The organism is Rhodococcus sp. 852002-51564_SCH6189132-a (assembly GCF_001665495.1).
GTDB classification, from domain to species: Bacteria; Actinomycetota; Actinomycetes; order Mycobacteriales; family Mycobacteriaceae; genus Rhodococcus; species Rhodococcus pyridinivorans.
On record NZ_LZMJ01000013.1, the window covers coordinates 90,613 to 106,701 of the forward strand.

General features: G+C 67.3%; 18 protein-coding genes. 8 read left to right on the plus strand and 10 right to left on the minus strand.

The features are described 5' to 3' along the window. Positions 1-5: 5 nt before the first annotated feature. Positions 6-881, plus strand: coding sequence for an aldo/keto reductase (locus tag A5767_RS02385; protein WP_024102892.1), 876 nt, complete (start codon positions 6-8; stop codon positions 879-881). Positions 882-951: 70 nt separating this feature from the next. After that, positions 952-1,689, plus strand: coding sequence for an acetoacetate decarboxylase family protein (locus tag A5767_RS02390; protein ID WP_064851567.1), 738 nt, complete (start codon positions 952-954; stop codon positions 1,687-1,689). Between the two features lie 13 nt (positions 1,690-1,702). Here A5767_RS02390 and A5767_RS02395 read toward each other — a convergent pair whose 3' ends face one another. Further along, positions 1,703-2,326, minus strand: a complete 624-nt coding sequence (locus A5767_RS02395) for a hypothetical protein (RefSeq protein WP_006550437.1) — start codon at positions 2,324-2,326, stop codon at positions 1,703-1,705. 83 nt (positions 2,327-2,409) lie between these two features. Here A5767_RS02395 and A5767_RS02400 point away from each other — a divergent pair, with 83 nt between their 5' ends. After that, positions 2,410-3,015: a TetR/AcrR family transcriptional regulator gene (locus A5767_RS02400; RefSeq protein ID WP_033096904.1), complete on the plus strand. Its 606-nt coding sequence runs from the start codon at positions 2,410-2,412 to the stop codon at positions 3,013-3,015. A 6-nt stretch (positions 3,016-3,021) separates the two neighbouring features. On the opposite strand, the gene A5767_RS02405 is transcribed toward A5767_RS02400, so the two are convergent. From A5767_RS02405 to A5767_RS02415, 3 genes are read right to left on the minus strand one after another with little or no spacing between them, the layout of a single operon-like run. Continuing rightward, on the minus strand, positions 3,022-3,717 hold the full coding sequence (locus A5767_RS02405) for a GntR family transcriptional regulator (protein ID WP_033096905.1): 696 nt from the start codon (positions 3,715-3,717) through the stop codon (positions 3,022-3,024). Next, the gene (locus tag A5767_RS02410; protein ID WP_006550440.1) at positions 3,704-4,444 is read right to left on the minus strand and encodes a maleate cis-trans isomerase family protein; all 741 of its coding nucleotides are present in this window, start codon (positions 4,442-4,444) and stop codon (positions 3,704-3,706) included. The genes A5767_RS02405 and A5767_RS02410 overlap by 14 nt, the downstream gene beginning before the upstream one ends. Continuing rightward, complete coding sequence (locus tag A5767_RS02415) at positions 4,445-5,185, minus strand: maleate cis-trans isomerase family protein (RefSeq protein WP_033096906.1); 741 nt, start codon at positions 5,183-5,185, stop codon at positions 4,445-4,447. Positions 5,186-5,326: 141 nt separating this feature from the next. On the opposite strand from A5767_RS02415, the gene A5767_RS02420 reads away from it, so the two are divergent. After that, entirely contained in the window at positions 5,327-6,241 is a 915-nt protein-coding gene (locus A5767_RS02420) for a D-2-hydroxyacid dehydrogenase (RefSeq protein WP_050993520.1), read from the plus strand. Between the two features lie 32 nt (positions 6,242-6,273). After that, entirely contained in the window at positions 6,274-7,644 is a 1,371-nt protein-coding gene (locus A5767_RS02425) for an amidase (protein ID WP_064851568.1), read from the plus strand. A gap of 65 nt (positions 7,645-7,709) precedes the next feature. Here the strand turns inward: A5767_RS02425 and A5767_RS02430 are convergent, their stop codons facing one another. Both A5767_RS02430 and A5767_RS02435 read right to left on the minus strand, forming a co-directional pair. Beyond that, positions 7,710-8,204, minus strand: a complete 495-nt coding sequence (locus A5767_RS02430) for a DUF3830 family protein (RefSeq protein ID WP_019290153.1) — start codon at positions 8,202-8,204, stop codon at positions 7,710-7,712. A gap of 22 nt (positions 8,205-8,226) precedes the next feature. Beyond that, a complete protein-coding gene (locus A5767_RS02435) occupies positions 8,227-9,468 on the minus strand; it encodes an aspartate aminotransferase family protein (protein ID WP_064851569.1) in 1,242 nt (413 codons plus the stop codon). A 181-nt stretch (positions 9,469-9,649) separates the two neighbouring features. Between A5767_RS02435 and A5767_RS22370 the strand changes: the two genes are divergently transcribed. Further along, positions 9,650-10,615 (plus strand): PRC-barrel domain-containing protein, encoded by a 966-nt coding sequence (locus tag A5767_RS22370; RefSeq protein ID WP_082937576.1) that lies wholly within the window; start codon positions 9,650-9,652, stop codon positions 10,613-10,615. A gap of 90 nt (positions 10,616-10,705) precedes the next feature. Here A5767_RS22370 and hsaB read toward each other — a convergent pair whose 3' ends face one another. Genes hsaB through hsaA form a run of 4 tightly spaced genes read right to left on the minus strand, consistent with a single transcriptional unit; the run spans position 10,706 to position 14,252 of the window. After that, positions 10,706-11,293: a 3-hydroxy-9,10-secoandrosta-1,3,5(10)-triene-9,17-dione monooxygenase reductase subunit gene (hsaB, locus tag A5767_RS02445; protein ID WP_019290157.1), complete on the minus strand. Its 588-nt coding sequence runs from the start codon at positions 11,291-11,293 to the stop codon at positions 10,706-10,708. After that, positions 11,293-12,192, minus strand: a complete 900-nt coding sequence (gene hsaC / locus A5767_RS02450; RefSeq protein WP_019290158.1) for an iron-dependent extradiol dioxygenase HsaC — start codon at positions 12,190-12,192, stop codon at positions 11,293-11,295. The genes hsaB and hsaC overlap by 1 nt, the downstream gene beginning before the upstream one ends. After that, positions 12,193-13,068 carry a 4,5:9,10-diseco-3-hydroxy-5,9,17-trioxoandrosta-1(10),2-diene-4-oate hydrolase gene (gene hsaD, locus A5767_RS02455; RefSeq protein ID WP_064061707.1) on the minus strand — a complete coding sequence of 292 codons (876 nt, stop codon included), beginning with the start codon at positions 13,066-13,068 and terminating at the stop codon, positions 12,193-12,195. It abuts the gene before it with no gap. Positions 13,069-13,076: 8 nt separating this feature from the next. Then, positions 13,077-14,252: a 3-hydroxy-9,10-secoandrosta-1,3,5(10)-triene-9,17-dione monooxygenase oxygenase subunit gene (gene hsaA / locus A5767_RS02460; protein ID WP_064851570.1), complete on the minus strand. Its 1,176-nt coding sequence runs from the start codon at positions 14,250-14,252 to the stop codon at positions 13,077-13,079. A 191-nt stretch (positions 14,253-14,443) separates the two neighbouring features. On the opposite strand from hsaA, the gene A5767_RS02465 reads away from it, so the two are divergent. Together A5767_RS02465 and A5767_RS02470 are read left to right on the plus strand one after the other, a co-directional pair. Then, entirely contained in the window at positions 14,444-15,592 is a 1,149-nt protein-coding gene (locus A5767_RS02465) for a Rieske 2Fe-2S domain-containing protein (RefSeq protein WP_064851571.1), read from the plus strand. A gap of 2 nt (positions 15,593-15,594) precedes the next feature. After that, on the plus strand, positions 15,595-15,957 hold the full coding sequence (locus tag A5767_RS02470; RefSeq protein ID WP_064851572.1) for a hypothetical protein: 363 nt from the start codon (positions 15,595-15,597) through the stop codon (positions 15,955-15,957). The last annotated feature ends 132 nt before the right edge of the window (positions 15,958-16,089 follow it).

Here is a 16,089-nt window from a genome sequence, read left to right on the forward strand (position 1 = left end):
GAGAGATGACACCTCCCACGATCACGCTGAATTCCGGAACGACGATCCCGCAGCTGGGCCTGGGAGTCTGGCAGGCCACCAACGACGAGACCGAACACGCGGTCCGATACGCGATCGACGAGGCCGGTTACCGGCACATCGACACGGCCGCGGCCTACGGCAACGAGGAAGGCGTCGGCCGCGCGCTCACCGCGTCGTCGGTGCCGCGCGAGGACATCTTCGTCACCACCAAGCTGTGGAACGCCGATCAGGGTTACGAGCCGGCACTGAAGGCATTCGACACGAGCCTGAAGAAGCTGGGCACCGAGTACGTCGACCTCTACCTGATCCACTGGCCGCTGCAGGACCGCGAACGGATCCTGCGCACCTGGGACGCCCTCGAGAAGATCGCCGAGTCCGGGCGCGCGAAGGCGGTCGGGGTGTGCAACTTCGAACCGCACCACCTGCAGTTGCTCGTCGATCGTGGCGGGTTGTTGCCTGCGGTGGATCAGGTGGAGTTGCATCCGCACCTGCCGCAGCAGGAGATCCGCCGGTTCGCGTCCGAGCACGGCATCGCCGTCGAGTCGTGGAGCCCGCTCGGTGGCACGAGCAACTCGGGGTGGGGTCCGAACTCGAAGCCGAACACCCTGCTCGTCGACCCGATCGTCACCCGCATCGCCGATCGTCACAGCAAGTCGGCCGCGCAGGTGCTGATCCGCTGGCATCTGCAGAACGGGCTGATCGTCATCCCGAAGTCGGTGCACGAGCAGCGCATCTCCCAGAACATCGACGTCTTCGACTTCGAACTCGACGAGCTCGACCTCAGCGAACTCGACACGCTCGACGACGGCACGCGGGTGGGCGCGCATCCCGACGAGATGAACATCGGCGCTCCTTCCTAGTCCCTTCCCCCCGGAACTGGAACGTGTTCTCATTGTCGGGGTACGCACGTCCGACTTCCGGAAGGCAGCGATGAGCGAGACGACGACGCATGTGGTGCTGGGCAAGCCGGTCACCATGCCCGTGCAGGTCCGAACGGCCACGGCGTTCATGGGGATGTTCTCGGTTCCCGTGCGCCCCGCGCAGGAACTCGTCGCCCGCACCGGGCTCGAGATCCTGCAGTACCGCCCGGGCCACGGGATCTGCACGCTCGTCTTCGTGGACTACGTCGACGGGGACCTCGGCCCGTACAACGAGTTCGGGGTGTGCTTCCTCGTCCGCAACCATCACAACCGCGGCGACGGCATCGTCGGCGACTGGCGGAGCCTGGTCGGCGGGCAGGCCGGTGCGCTCATCCACCATCTGCCCGTCGACGGCGACTTCACTCTTGCGGCGGGACGCGGCATTTGGGGTTTCCCGAAGACCCTCGCCGACTTCGACGCCGACCACGACAGCAGCACCAAGCGCGGTTCGGTCTCCGCCGACGGAGTGCTGATCGCCGAACTGGCGGTGGCGCCCGGATTTCCGGTGCCGGGCAACGGCCTTGCAGCCTCGCTCGCCGCCTACTCGCACATCGACGACGTCACCCGTTGCACGACCTGGGAGATGAATCCGAGCGGCGTGCGCACCCGGCTCGGCGGCGCGACCCTACGGTTGGGGACGCATCCGATCGCCGACGAACTGCGGTCGCTCGGTCTGCCCCGACGCGCACTGACCTCGTCGTCGATCGCCGATCTGTGGATGATCTTCGGCAACGCGACCGTCGTCTGAGGCTCTCCCGGACTCAGGAGAGCGCGCCCGAGACGGCGAGGACGATCACCGCGACACCCAGCAGGGTGTCGAGCACACCGCAGAACTCCGCGAGCGAGCGGGCGACCACGGTGTTCCGGCGGAAATGAAGGTAGTCCCACGCGGCGTGACCGAGCAGTCCGAGCCCGACGATCACGCCCGCCGGGACGGGGGTGACCGTCACCGCGGCCACCGCGACGGCACCGAAACCCAGCATGGCCACGGTCGACGGCCCGACGAGCATCGCCCGGCCGGCCGGGGTGCGCGCGAGTCCGTAGACGGCGCCCGCGGCACCGAGCGCAACCATCACCACGGTGATCTCGACCGGCACCCCGAACGCGACGACGGCGACCTTGCCGACGCCGATCAGCGCGACGGCGCCGAGGAACAGCGGCCAAGCCGCGCTGCGACGACCCAGCACGGCGGCACCGAGATAGACCAGTGCCGCGCCGGTGAGGATCGCCGGGAAGTCGGTGCCCCCGTCCGCGAGGACGAACGCGGCGAGGGCGACTGCGACGAGGCTCGGCCACCGGCGCAGCACCCCTCGTAGCAGCGCCTTCGGGTCGATGCCGGTCGCAGGTCGATCGACGGGGACGATGGTGATGTCGGAGCTCGTCATGAGGATCCGCCTAAGTTGAACAGTGATGTTCGAGTTGATGGTCAGCGTAACCTGAACATCAGTGTTCGACAAGAGGAGGATCCGTGACCACCCACGAGACATCCCGCCGTCCCGTATCGCTTCACACCAGGAAACGTGCGGACGCCGAGCGGAACATCGAGGCGATCCTCGACGCCGCGCGCATCGCACTGAGTCGTGACCCCGACGCGAGCATCGGGGAGATCGCCAAGGCGGCCGGCGTCGGGCGTGTCACCCTCTACGGCCACTTCCCCACTCGCGCAGAACTCGTCACCGCCGTGGTGCAGCGCGCGCTCGCCGAGGCGGAACAGACCGTGGACCGGATCGACCTCACGGGCGACCCCCGCGACGCCCTTCACCGCCTCATCGCGGGCTCGTGGTCGCTGACCGCCGACGCGGGGGCACTGCTCGCGGCGGCCGAACAAGCACTTCCCGCCGAGGACGTACGCGCCGCACACGACGGCCTGCTCGCCCGCGCGACCGCCCTCATCGAGCGCGGTCGCGCCGAAGGGGCGTTCCGCACCGACCTGTCGTCGTCCTGGCTGGCGTCGGTCCTGCACAGCCTGGTCCATTGTGCCGCAACCGAAGTCGCGGCAGGACGGTTGGCGTCGGAGGACGCCGGCGGCAACATCGCCGCAACGGCCCTGTCGTCGTTCACCCCTCCCGGCTGAGCCGTATCAGCCGGACGCGATCACGCCGTCGACGTTCTGACGCTCGCGGAGCCGGGTGACCGTGTCGTGCAGGTGCTCGTCGAGCAGACGCCGCACCTCCTCCCGGTCGGCGGTGCGGATCGCCTCCCGCAGCACGACGTGCTCGTCCACCTGCACGTGCAGGTCGGGATAGGTGGTCTGCAACGCGCCGAGGCACATCCGCGTCTCGACGAGCAGCGTGCGGGCTGCCCGCACGAGCCGCGGACTGTCGGCACTGGCCACGAGGATCTCGTGGAAACGCCGGTCGCCGTCCGAGACACCGGTGGCGTCCTCGCGTTCGGCGGCGGTGCGCATCTCCTCGATCGCCGGTTCGAGGGCCTTCCACGTCTGTTCGCGACGGCCCTCCAGCACCAGGTCGAGGGCACCGCCCTCGATGACCCAGCGGCTGCGGTAGATGTCGACGACGTCGTCGAAGGTGAGCTCGGTGACGAAGATGCCCCGGTTGCGGATGCTGTAGAGCAGACCTTCGGACAGCAACCGCTGCATGGCTTCTCGCAGCGGGCCCCGGGAGACCTGGAAGTGCGCCGCGAGTTCGGCCTCCCCCAGCTGTTCCCCGGGACCGAGCGCACCCCGGACGATGGCCGACCGGATCTGTTCGGCGATGAGCTCGGCCGTGGACGGCCGGGTGACAGGACGTAGATCTTCCAGATCACCGAGCACCATGATCGGTATCCTCCTCGAACAGTGAGCCCAGCTCCGGGCATTCCACTGTATATCCGGCCAGTTCCAGGCCGTGCCACACGGTGACCTGATTGGCGGTCAGCACCGGCTTGCCGGTCTCCTTCCCGAGTTCCCGCATGATCCGCAGCGTGTGCATCGCGGTGTCGGGCACGAGGACCGCCTGTGCGTCGGGATGATCGTTGGTCCTCACGAATTCGAGGACGGCCTCGTCGGTCAGGGTGCCGACCTCGGCGGCGGTGTCGATGCCGGCGTCGGCGAGCGAGACGACCTCGACATCGGCGTCCGCGAGGAAGGCGACGAACAGTTCGGCGACGTCCCGCGGATAACTCGCCGACACGGCCACCCGGCCGACTCCGAGCGCCCGTAGTGCGGCGACGAACGCGATGCTCGTGCTGGTCGTGGGCACGCCTCCCGCGTCCCGGGAGAGCTGCTCGACCTGGGTGCGTGCCCCCTCGGGTCCGTACACGAAGCTGCCCGACGTGCACGCCCACACGAGAGCGTCGAGGGGCTCGTCCGCGAACTGCGCCGCTCCCCCGGCGAGCTTGGCCGGGCTCCCGAGGTCGAGGAGTTCGGGAACGGCGTGCAGATCGGTTCCGTAGATGTGGGCGACGGGCAGATTCACCCCCAGGAGTTCGGCGGCGAACGGGTAGTCGTCCTCGGCGGCATGATCCGGGTAGACGATCCCGATGGTCGGACGGTCACGATGCATTCAGAACACTCCTCTCAACCACTTTCCCGGCCCGGTCATGGGCAACTTCATCCGTCCCAGGCACGCCCAGATGGTGAGCTGGTTGGCCGTGAGGACCGGCTTGCCGAGTTCCCGTTCGAGCGGCGCGATCAGGTCGTAGGTCGGCAGGTTGGTGCAACTGACGAAGATCGCCTGCGACTCGGGGGTATCGGCCCCGATGATGTGTTCGGCGATGGTGCGGTAGTTGACCTTCCAGATGCCGCCGCCGAGCCCGAGATGCGACGACCGGACGACCTCGGTTCCGGCCTCGTTCAGGAAGTCTCGCAGTAGGTCGGTGAGCTCCCGGTCGTAGGGGGTGATCACCGAGATGCGGGTCAGGTCGAGTGCGCGGAGGGCTTCGAGCAGCGCTCCGGAGGTCGTGACCGCGCACGGTGCGCCCGCCCCGCAGATCGCGTCGCACAGGGCCTTCTCGTAGGCCACCCCGTTGACGAAACTGCCCGAGGTACACAGATACGCAACGACTTCCGGTTCCACCGACAGCACGTCGCGGGTCGCGACCATCAGGTGCCGCCGGTCGGAGACCATCTCGGCCATGGCACGGCTGACCGGCACCGGCTCGTAGGGGGTTCGAGCGAGGTGCAGACTGACCTCGAGCGGCGCCCATCGCCACAGTTCTCGTTCCAGGGCGAGATCGAAGGGTGCGATCACACCGATGCCCCGCTGAGCCAGAGGACCTTCGAACTCGGGAATGTTCAGTTCCATACGGTCCCTCGGCTTCGTCAAAGAGTTCCCTCAGCCTTGAGGATTGTTGACAATAATACGAGGCGCTCTTACGGTGTCAACGTGGATGCCCAGCCGGTCGTTGCAGTGCTTCATGCCGAAGCCGTGCCGGATCGTGCGTGGATGGCCCCGGTGGCCGAACACGCCACGGTGCGCTACACCGACGCCGCCGGTCTGGCCGACGCACTCGACGGCGCCGACATCCTCTTCGCGTACGACTTCCTCACCGACGCCCTGCCCGCGGCCTGGCACGCCGCGACCTCCTTGAAGTGGATCCATGTCGCCGCGGCCGGGGTCGACGCCCTCATGTTCCCCGACCTGCGCGACAGCGACGTGGTCGTCACCAATTCCCGCGGAGTCTTCGACGGGGCGATCGCCGAATACGTGCTCGCCCAGATACTTTCCTTCGCCAAGGACATCCCCGAATCCCTGCGGCTCCAGCGCGAGCACATCTGGAAGCACCGCGAGTCCGAACGCATCGCCGGTCGCTCCGTGCTCGTCGTCGGCACCGGTCCGATCGGCCGCGCGATCGCACGCCTGCTCTCGGCCGTGGGGATGACGGTCCGAGGCTCGGGCCGGCGCCCTCGCGACGACGACCCCGATTTCGGCACCGTCACCACGACCGCGGATCTACCCGGCGCCCTCGCCGACGCCGATTTCGTCGTCGTGGCCGCGCCTCTCACCGAGCAGACCCGGCACCTGTTCGACGCCCGGATGTTCGCCGCGATGAAGTCGCAGGCCCGCTTCGTCAACGTCGGGCGGGGCGAACTCGTGCGCACCGACGACCTCGTCGAGGCACTGCGGTCGGGCGCCATCGCCGGTGCCGCACTGGATGTGCTCGACGTCGAGCCGCTCCCCGAGGACCATCTGCTCTGGGACATGCCGAACGTCTCGATCACCCCGCACAATTCGGGGGATTTCGTGGGCTGGCGCGATGCGCTGGTGGACGTCTTCATCGACAATTTCCACCGTCACCGCAGTGGCGAACCTCTTCGGAACGTGGTGGACAAGAAGCTGGGTTACGTGCCCGGCGCGTGAGAGTCGGCATCGTCCGACGAGAAGGAGGCACGATGGAGCCCACAGACATGACCGCCGTCGAACTCGTGTCGGCGTTCTCCTCGGGCGAGTTGTCTCCCGTCGAGGTGACACGGGCCGTGCTCGATCGGATCGCGGCGCACGATCGCGAGATCAACTCGTTCTGCCTCGTCGACGAGGAGAAGGCCCTCGACCAGGCACGCCGCTCCGAGGAGCGGTGGCGGACCGGCTATTCGAAGGGTCTGCTCGACGGGGTCCCCATCTCGATCAAGGACGTCTTCCTCACCGACGGATGGCCGACCCTGCGGGGCTCGCAGGCCATCGACGAGAACCAGGACTGGAACGTCGACAGCCCGGTCGCGGCCCGGCTGCGCGAGGACGGAATGGTGCTGGTGGGCAAGACCACCACCCCGGAGATCGCGTGGAAGGCGGTGACCGATTCGGCCCTGTACGGGGTGACCACGAATCCCGTCGATACGACGAAGACCGCCGGTGGCTCGTCCGGTGGCAGCGCGGCGGCGGTCGCGGCCGGCTTCGGTCCGTGCTCCGTCGGCACCGACGGTGGGGGCAGTATCCGCATCCCCGCATCGTTCTGCGGCGTGGTGGGTTTCAAGCCCACTCACGGCCGGATCCCGATCTTCCCCGCCAGCCCGTTCGGGCCGCTCGCGCACGCCGGGCCGATCACCCGGACGGTCGAGGACGCGGCGCTGCTCACCGACATCCTCGCGCTGCCCGATCCCCGGGACCCGACGGCCCTTGCGCCGCCGCTGACGACCTTCCGCGGTGGCCTCAACCGCGAGGTGGTGGGGATGGATGTCGCCTATTCCAAGACCCTCGGCTACGTCGACGCGGACCCCGAGGTCGGTGAGATCGTCGACCGGGCGGTCCGCGTCCTCGACGAAACCGGGCTGCGCGTGACCGCCGCCGATCCCGGTTTCCCCGATCCGCTCGATGCCTTCGAGAACCTTTGGGCGGCAGGCGCCGCCACGATGCTGAGGACCTTCCCCGAGGGCACGCGGGACAAGGTGGATCCCGGTCTCGGACGCGTGTGGTCCCACGGCGAACAACTCGGTGCCGTGGACTATCTCGAGGCCCGCGCGGTCGCGGCGGCGGTCGGCATCACGATGGGGATCTTCCACCAGAGGTACAACGTGCTGATCACCCCGACGATGCCGATCCCCGCCTTCGAGGCCGGCCACGACGTGCCGCCGGGTTCGTCGCTGACCTCGTGGCCGCAGTGGACCCCGTTCACCTATCCCTTCAATCTCACGCAGCAGCCGGCCATCAGCATCCCTGTGGGCACCACCTCGGCGGGTCTGCCCGTGGGTCTGCAGATCGTCGGGCCGCGGCATTCGGACGACCTGCTGCTCGCTGTCGCGCGATTCGCCGAGTACGCGTTGAGCTGAAGAAGAGGTCTGCACGGGAACGGCACCGCACAGACTGTGCGGTGCCGTTCCCGTGCGGTGCCCGTCTATGCGCGTGCGAAGCTCAGCGTCTCCCCCACGACCCCCTGGATCCACAGGTCGTTGCACGCGACGGCGAGTTCGGGCAGGCCATCCTCGATCGTCGCGAAGACGTTGCCCGGCACCCAGCCCACATCGCCGTTGAGCAACAGATTGTTCCGGCCGTAGAACAACGCGAGATCGGTCGCTCCCTGCTGCGCATGGGCCTGCGAGCCGGGTTCGTAACCGTATGCGGGATTACCGATCTCCCACGGTTCGAAGTCGAACAGGCACACATCCCCCGGGATCGGTGTCACCGTCGGGTTCTCCCGGTGCGGTGCCGCGGTGATCCTCGGGACGAGGGTGTAGAGCTCGTTGCGGGCGTACTTGGCGTGGAACGCCGAACCGCTCTGCGGCAGGGCGTCCCACACCGCCGCGCAGGTGAGCGGCGCCTCGTCGTCGAGAAGCCTTGCTCTGCACGTGATGTCGCGCTTGTCGAGAGTGATCGTGATGTATCGGGCCACGCGGACTCCCTCGTTCGACGGATTATCGGACCTCGGCGAGGACCTCGGACCAGATCCCGAGCGCATCCTCGATCTGCCGGGTGGTGACGATCAGCGGCGGGATCATGCGCACCACGTTCATGTGCGCACCGCAGGTCAACAGCAGCAACCCCTTCTGCGCGGCGAGCTGCTGCGCTGCGGACGCCCGCTCCCGGTCGGGTGCTCCGTCGGTAGTGAACTCGAGGCCCACCATGAGGCCGAGGCCGCGCACGTCGCCGATGGCGTCGATCGTGTTCTCCCGTGCACCGGAGAGCAGTTCACGTCCACGTGCGGCGGCGTTGTCGACGAGCCCCTCCTTCTCGATCACGTCGAGAGTGGCCACGGCCGCCGCGCAGGAGACCGCATTAGCTCCGTACGTGCCGCCCTGCGATCCCGGACGGGCGCGCTCCATGAGTTCCTCGGAGGCGGCGATACCCGACAGCGGGAAACCGCTCGCGAGGCCCTTGGCGATCGTGATGATGTCGGGTCGCACGTCGAAGTGCTGATGCCCGAAGAACTTTCCGGTCCGCCCGAATCCGGTCTGGATCTCGTCGAAGACGAGCAGGATGCCGTGTTCGTCGGCCCGCTGCCGCAGTCCCTGGAAGAACCTGGTGTTGCCGGGGACGTAACCGCCCTCGCCCAGGACCGGTTCGACGACGAAGGCCGCGATCTCGTCCGGCGCGACGAGGGTCGCGAACAGGTAGTCCAGTTCCTGCAGGGCGAAATCGGTCGCTTCCTCCTCCGACCAGCCGTAGCGATAGGCCGTGGGGAAGGGAGCGACGTGTACACCGCCCATGAGCGGCGAGAACCCTGCGGAGAAACGGGTTCCGGAGGTGGTCATCGTGGCGGCGGCGACGGTACGGCCGTGGAAACCGCCGTGGAAGACGACGATTCCGGGTCGTCCTGTCGCCTGGCGGGCCAGACGCAGCGCCGCCTCGACTGCCTCGCTGCCCGAATTGGCGAAGAACAGCGAGTCGAGTCCTTCGGGGAGCACCGTGCCCAGGCGTTCGGTGAGTTCGAGCAGGGGCCGGTGCATCACGGTCGTGTACTGCCCGTGGATCAGCGAGCCGATCTGCCGGCGGGCGGCCTCGACGACGTGCGGGTGACAGTGGCCGGTACTCGTGACGCCGATGCCGGCGGTGAAGTCGAGATACCGACGTCCGTCGGTGCCGTGGATGTAGCACCCCTCGGCGTGGTCGACGGTGACGGGCGTTGCCTGCAGCAGGCGGGGTGAAAGACGGGTCATGACGATCCCTCCGAACAGCCGAGGGCGCGAACCCTCGTGCCGGTTGTCGGATTGTTGACAATATGGATAACACGCGGGGATGGTCGACGCAACGGCGAGCGGTGTAACGGCAGCGTTTCGTCACTCGCACCGGAGGGCATCCGCACAGCAGGAAGCCGCATCGCCCACGGATGAGGACATCATGATCAGCAACGACGACATCGACACCCTCGCTCGCGCCACCGCGTACGGGCCGGACGGTGACAAGCTCGGACGCGTCGGAGAGGTCTACCTGGACAACGACACGGGCCGACCCGCCTGGATCACCGTCGTCACGGGTCTGTTCGGAACGCGCCGGCACTTCGCCCCGATCGACGAAGCCATGCTCGACAGCACCGGAGTGCGCCTGCCCTTCGACAAGGACACGATCACCGGCGCCCCGAACATCGACGAGAACGGTGAGCTGACCCCGCTCGAGGAGGACGAGCTGTACCGCTACTACCGCCGGTTCGGGGACACCCCTGCAGGGGGTGGATCAACCGGCGATCAGGGCGGATTCACGGACGATCGGGCCGGGTTCACCGACGACCGCAGCGGCCTCGGCGAGCGGAGCGCAGCCGGTGGTGGCCTCGTCGGTGGCGCGGCCGGCGGACCGGGAGGCACCGGGACGTCGCACACCGGCGAGACGTACGGCACCACCACATCGGCGGGAACCGGGCCCTCACCGACACCGCCCGACGTCGCGCGTGAGGAGATCGCCGGCAACTACCGGCCGAGCGAGGGCCAGCGGGACGAATCGCTCGAGCACTCGATGCCGGGGCATACCGCGTCGACGCCGTCCACACCGTCCGGGACCGCGGACTCGTCCACACCGTCCGGGACCGCGGACTCGGCGGCGGACACCGCCCGCCACGCAGCTCCCGGCAGCGACAGCGGCAGCGGCAGCGGCAGCGGCAGCGATCAGGAGATCGTCGGTCCGGGACCGACGGGGCCGGCGCACTTCACGCCGCCGCCGTCGGCCGACACGAGCACGGCCGATGCGAAGACGGACACGGCAGGCGGCGAGGACGCCGACCGGCCGCGCAAGCCGCGCCTGGTGCGCCGCGTCGTGACCACGGAGTACTACGAGGAGGAACCGGACGACGCGACCGGCGCCGACCGTTCCTGATCCACACACGAAGCCGGGACGACCACAATCGATGTGGTCGTCCCGGCTTCGTCGTGCGGTACCACGTGTCGCGCGGTACGGTCCTGCGATCTACAACCAGGTGTCCTCCGTGACAGAGGTGAGGAACGCTTCGAGGTCGTCGCGCCAGGGCGCCGGCGTCGTCTTCTCCGGTTCGATCCCGGTGTACTGCCCGCGGTAGAAGAGCAGCGGGCGTTCCTTCTCGTCGCGCACCTCGCTCAGCGACGACACGCGACCGAAGACCACCCAGTGGTCTCCCCCGTCGTGCACCGTCTCGACCGTGCAATCGATGTGCGCAAGCGATCCCGTCAGGACGGGTGAGCCCAACGGGGAGGGCGTCCAGTCGAGTCCGGCGAACTTGTCGGGTTCGCGAGAACCGAACCGCGCGCAGGTCTCCTGCTGTTCCTCGGCAAGGACGTTGACGCAGAAGCGGCCCGCTCGTTCGATGGCCGCCCACGACCGCGACTGCTTCGTGGGGCAGAACAACACCAGCGGCGGGTCGAGCGACAACGCTGCGAACGACTGGCACGCGAATCCTACAGGCGTTCCGTCGTCCTCGGTGGTGGTGATGACGGTGACGCCGGTGCAGAACTGCCCGAGCACGGTGCGGAAGGCCTGTGGGTCGATCGCACCGTTCTCTCCGGCCTCCGGCGCGGTCATTACTGCATTCCCACCGAGAAGTCGTGGCCCCACAGGCTCACGGCCGTGGATTCACGGGCGATCCAGTCGTCGTCCTCGACCTGCAGCCCCTCGCAACCGAATTCGACGTCGAATCCGCCGGGGGTCTTCATGTAGAAGGACAGCATCTTGTCGTTGACGTGGCGTCCGAGCGTCGCCGACATCTTGACCTTCTTCCGCAGTGCGCGGTCGAGGGCGAGACCGACGTCGTCGGAGTTCTCCACCTCGATCATCAGGTGCACGATACCCGACGGGGTGGGCATGGGCAGGAAGGCGAGGCTGTGATGGCGCGGATTGCATCCGAAGAACCTCAGCCAGGCCGGTTTTCCGTCGGCGGGCCGGCCGACCATCTGCGGAGGCATCCGCATCGAATCACGCAGGCGGAAACCGAGCACGTCGCGGTAGAAGCGCAGCGATTCCTCGTCGTCGCGGGTCGAGAGCACCACGTGCCCGAGACCCTGCTCGCCGGTGACGAACTTGTGCCCGTACGGGCTGACGACGCGGCGGTGTTCGAGGGCGGCACCGTGGAACGCCTCGAGGGTGTTGCCCGACGGATCCTGGAAGACGATCAGTTCGTCGACGCGACGATCGGCGAGTTGCTCGGCGGTGCCCTCCTTGAACGGGACGCCTGCCGCGGACAGACTGTCGCGAACCGACTGGAGATCGGCGGCGTTCGCGGTCTCCCAGCCCGAGACGAGCAGCGTGTCGGACTCGTGCGGCTCGATGACGAGCCGGGCCGGAAAGTCGTCCATCCGCAGGTACAACGCGTCGGCGTGGGTGCCCTTGCCCTCGATCATGCCGAGGACCTTGAGTCCGTACTCGCGCCAGGCCGGGACGTCGGTGGCGCCGATCCGGAGATATGCCAGCGACCGGATACTCATCTATTCGACTCCATCCGTGAGGAAATCCGCTGTCAGGCGGTTGAATTCGTCGAACTTCTCGAGCTGGGCCCAGTGGCCGCATCCACCGAACACGTGCAACTGTGCACGCGGGATCATCTTCAGTGCGACGAGTGCACCGTCGAGCGGGTTGACGCGGTCCTCGCGACCCCAGATCAGCAGTACCCGCTGACGGAGTTTGTAGGCGTCGCGCCAGAGCATCCCCTTCTCGAATTCGGCGCTGGAGAACGACTTCCCCATCGCCTTCGCCGCAGCGAGCGACTCGGGGGTGCTCGCCGACGCGAACCGCTCCTCGACGAGCTCGGGGGTGATCAGCGACTGGTCGAACACCATGATCCGCAGGAACGCCTCGAGATTTTCGCGGGTGGGCTCGTACGAGAACCGGCCGAGATTCTTGACCCCCTCGGTGGGGTCGGGTGCGAACAGGTTGACGCTCAGCCCACCCGGCCCCATGAGGACGAGTCGCCCTGCGCGCTCGGGGTAGTCGAGCGCGAACCGCACGGCGGCACCACCACCGAGCGAGTTGCCGAGGAGGTGGACGCGGTCGGTGATCCCGATCGTGTCGAGCAGGTCGCTCAGCGCGGACGCGCTGTGCACGAAGTACTGCGGATGCTCGGTCGGCTTGTCGGACCTGCCGTAGCCGGGCTGGTCGACGGCGAGCACGTGGAACCGTTGTGCCAGCACCGGAATGTTCCTGGCGAAGTTCGACCACGACGACGCGCCCGGGCCACCGCCGTGGAGCAGGACGATCGTGGTGTCGTTGCCGACACCGGCCTCGTGGTAGTGCAGGCGCAGGTCGTCGCGGACCTGCGCGAAACGGGAGGTCGACTCGTAGGTGATCTCGTCGATTGCGGTCACATCCACCCCTAGACCATCGTGTCGGTGATCGGCAGACCGAACTCGGCGGCACCGAACATCACGTAGGCGCGCTCGGCGTCGTTGGCGGCGTGCACACGACCGGCGTGCGCGTCGCGCCAGAAACGCTGGATGGGTGTGCCGTCCGCGAGTGCGGTGGCACCCGAGTTCTCGAAGAGACGGTCGATCGACGTGATTGCACGGCCGGTCGCGCGGACCTGGTCGCGACGCGCCCGCAGCCGCAGTTCCATCGGAACCTCCTCGCCGGCGAGGAGGTGGGCGTACTCGTCGGCGACGTTGCCCGACAGCTGGCGCCAGGCCGCGTCGATGTCGCTGGAGGCCTCGGCGATGCGCACCTTGGCGAACGGATCGTCCTTGGCCTTCTCGCCGGCGTACGCCGCACGGACACGCTTGCCCTGGTGTTCGACGTGCGCCTCGTACGCGCCGTAGGCCATGCCGACGATGGGCGTCGAGATGGTCGTGGGATGGATGGTGCCCCACGGCATCTTGTAGACGGGTACGGTGTTGCGCTCGAGCCCGGGCGAGGCGAGGTCGTTCATGGCCTTGAAGCTGAGGAAGCGGTGGCGCGGGACGAAGACGTCCTTGACCTTGATCGTGTTGGATCCGGTGCCGCGCAGGCCGACCACGTGCCACACGTCGTCGATCTCGTACTCGGAGCGAGGGATCAGGAAGCTGCCGAAGTCGACGGGGCGGCCGTCCTTGATGACCGGGCCACCGACGACGACCCAGCTCGCGTGGTCGCATCCGGACGACCAGGCCCACGCACCGTTGACCTTGTATCCGCCGTCGACGACCTCACCGGCACCCATGGGCGCGTAGGACGAGGAGATGCGGACGTCGGTGTCGTCGCCCCAGACCTCTTCCTGGGCCTGCTGGTCGAAGAGTGCGAGGTGCCAGTTGTGGACGCCGATGATGCCGGAGACCCATCCGGTCGAGCCGCACGCGCTCGCGATGTTGCGCACCGCGGTGAAGAAGGTGACGGGATCGGCCTCGTATCCACCCCACTGGGCCGGTTGCAGAAGTTTGAAGAAGCCGGCCTCCTGGAGCTCCTTGATCGAGTCGTCGGGCACCCGGCGCAGATTCTCGGCCTCCTGCGCACGTTCTCGCAGCGTGGGCAGCAGAGCGTCGATCCGCTGCAGTACCTCGTGGCTGTCGTGGTCACCCACTGGACGCTCCCGTCTGTTCAGGAATTGATCGCTTGTACCGAGACTAGAACATGTTCTTATTCGTGTCGAGACGCGCCGCACCCGCAGGTAGACAATCTCTGTGGCGGGACCAAAGTCCCCGAACCCTTCCCCTCGGGACGCGAATTCTATAACGTGTTCTAGAAGAGATTTCCGGAGGGAAGTGAGCGGACATGGCACAGATTCGCGAGATCGACGTCGGAGAGGTCCGGACGCGTTTCGCGCGAGGCTGGCACTGCCTCGGCCTCAGTCGCACGTTCAAGGACGGCAAGCCTCACGCCGTCGAGGCCTTCGGCACGAAACTCGTGGTGTGGGCCGACAGCAACGGCGACGCGAAGGTGCTCGACGCGTACTGCCGCCACATGGGCGGCGACCTGTCACAGGGCGAGATCAAGGGCGATTCGGTTGCCTGCCCGTTCCACGACTGGCGCTGGGGCGGTAACGGCAAGTGCACGGACATCCCGTACGCCAAGCGTGTTCCCCCGCTGGCCCGCACCCGTTCGTGGATCACGATGGAGAAGCACGGCCAGCTGTTCGTGTGGAACGACCCCGAGGGCAACACCCCGCCTCCGGAGGTCACCATCCCCGAGATCGAGCAGTACGGCTCGGACGAGTGGACGGACTGGACCTGGAACCAGATCCGGATCGAAGGTTCCAACTGTCGCGAGATCATCGACAACGTCGTCGACATGGCGCACTTCTTCTACATCCACTACGCCTTCCCCACGTTCTTCAAGAACGTCTTCGAGGGGCACATCGCGGAGCAGTACCTCAACACCCGCGGTCGGCCGGACAAGGGTATGGCGACGCAGTACGGGCTGGAGTCGACGCTCGAGTCGTACGCGGCCTATTACGGCCCCTCCTACATGATCAATCCGCTGAAGAACAACTACGGTGGGTACCAGACCGAATCCGTGCTGATCAACTGCCACTACCCGATCACGCACGATTCGTTCATGCTGCAGTACGGCATCATCGTCAAGAAGCCGCAGGGCATGTCACCCGAGCAGTCCGACGTGCTGGCCGCCAAGCTCACCGAGGGTGTCGGCGAGGGCTTCCTGCAGGACGTCGAGATCTGGAAGAACAAGACAAAGATCGACAATCCCCTGCTGTGCGATGAGGACGGTCCGGTCTACCAGCTCCGCCGCTGGTACGAGCAGTTCTACGTCGACGTCGCCGACGTGACGGAGAAGATGACGGGCCGCTTCGAGTTCGAGGTCGACACCGCCAAGGCCAACGAGGTCTGGGAGAAGGAGGTCGCCGAGAATCTCGAGCGTAAGAAGCGCGAGGAAGAACAGGGCAAGCAGGAAGCGGAGGTGTGACGATGAGTGTCTCGACCCGGCGGAGCAGATGGGCGAAGTCCCCGGACTTCTCCCAGTGGCCCGAGCGGGCCGAGGCCGTCGCCGCCCAGACCGCGATCGACAAGATCAACTATCTGGATTCGGGTCAGCACGAGGTGCAGTGCCGCGAGTGCGGCACCTGCGTGCTGGTGCGCAAGAACAGCCTGTCGCACACGAGCGTGCAGTGGCAGGAGGATCCGGACACCGTGTGCCCGACCTTCCGCGAGACCGCCTCGCTCCGAGGCTCGTCCATCACACCGCGCGAAGGGTGTCCGCGGCTCCGGGAGAGCATCGACCGGGCCGTGCTCGACGGCGCCCTTCCCGTACCGGACGGATCACCCACCTGACCGATTCCGACCCCGATCGACCCCGCGACGGCACCGTCCCTATCGGACGGTGCCGTCGCTCGTCGTCGGCCGGCGATATCGCGTTCCAGTGTCGGCGTCACCGCGTCTTCGCTTCACGTCCAGGACTCTTCG

What these genes read in the sequence shown, in the direction of transcription:
- hsaB (WP_019290157.1), bottom strand. Translation starts at nt 11,293, where the DNA reads ATGACCGCGCCGGAGGCCGGAGAGAACGGTGCGATCGACCCACAGGCC.
- A5767_RS02425 (WP_064851568.1), top strand. Translation starts at nt 6,274, where the DNA reads ATGGAGCCCACAGACATGACCGCCGTCGAACTCGTGTCGGCGTTCTCC.
- A5767_RS22370 (WP_082937576.1), top strand. Translation starts at nt 9,650, where the DNA reads ATGATCAGCAACGACGACATCGACACCCTCGCTCGCGCCACCGCGTAC.
- hsaC (WP_019290158.1), bottom strand. Translation starts at nt 12,192, where the DNA reads ATGAGTATCCGGTCGCTGGCATATCTCCGGATCGGCGCCACCGACGTC.
- A5767_RS02405 (WP_033096905.1), bottom strand. Translation starts at nt 3,717, where the DNA reads ATGGTGCTCGGTGATCTGGAAGATCTACGTCCTGTCACCCGGCCGTCC.
- A5767_RS02410 (WP_006550440.1), bottom strand. Translation starts at nt 4,444, where the DNA reads ATGCATCGTGACCGTCCGACCATCGGGATCGTCTACCCGGATCATGCC.
- A5767_RS02385 (WP_024102892.1), top strand. Translation starts at nt 6, where the DNA reads ATGACACCTCCCACGATCACGCTGAATTCCGGAACGACGATCCCGCAG.
- A5767_RS02390 (WP_064851567.1), top strand. Translation starts at nt 952, where the DNA reads ATGAGCGAGACGACGACGCATGTGGTGCTGGGCAAGCCGGTCACCATG.
- A5767_RS02465 (WP_064851571.1), top strand. Translation starts at nt 14,444, where the DNA reads ATGGCACAGATTCGCGAGATCGACGTCGGAGAGGTCCGGACGCGTTTC.
- A5767_RS02470 (WP_064851572.1), top strand. Translation starts at nt 15,595, where the DNA reads ATGAGTGTCTCGACCCGGCGGAGCAGATGGGCGAAGTCCCCGGACTTC.
- A5767_RS02435 (WP_064851569.1), bottom strand. Translation starts at nt 9,468, where the DNA reads ATGACCCGTCTTTCACCCCGCCTGCTGCAGGCAACGCCCGTCACCGTC.
- A5767_RS02415 (WP_033096906.1), bottom strand. Translation starts at nt 5,185, where the DNA reads ATGGAACTGAACATTCCCGAGTTCGAAGGTCCTCTGGCTCAGCGGGGC.
- A5767_RS02420 (WP_050993520.1), top strand. Translation starts at nt 5,327, where the DNA reads ATGGCCCCGGTGGCCGAACACGCCACGGTGCGCTACACCGACGCCGCC.
- A5767_RS02395 (WP_006550437.1), bottom strand. Translation starts at nt 2,326, where the DNA reads ATGACGAGCTCCGACATCACCATCGTCCCCGTCGATCGACCTGCGACC.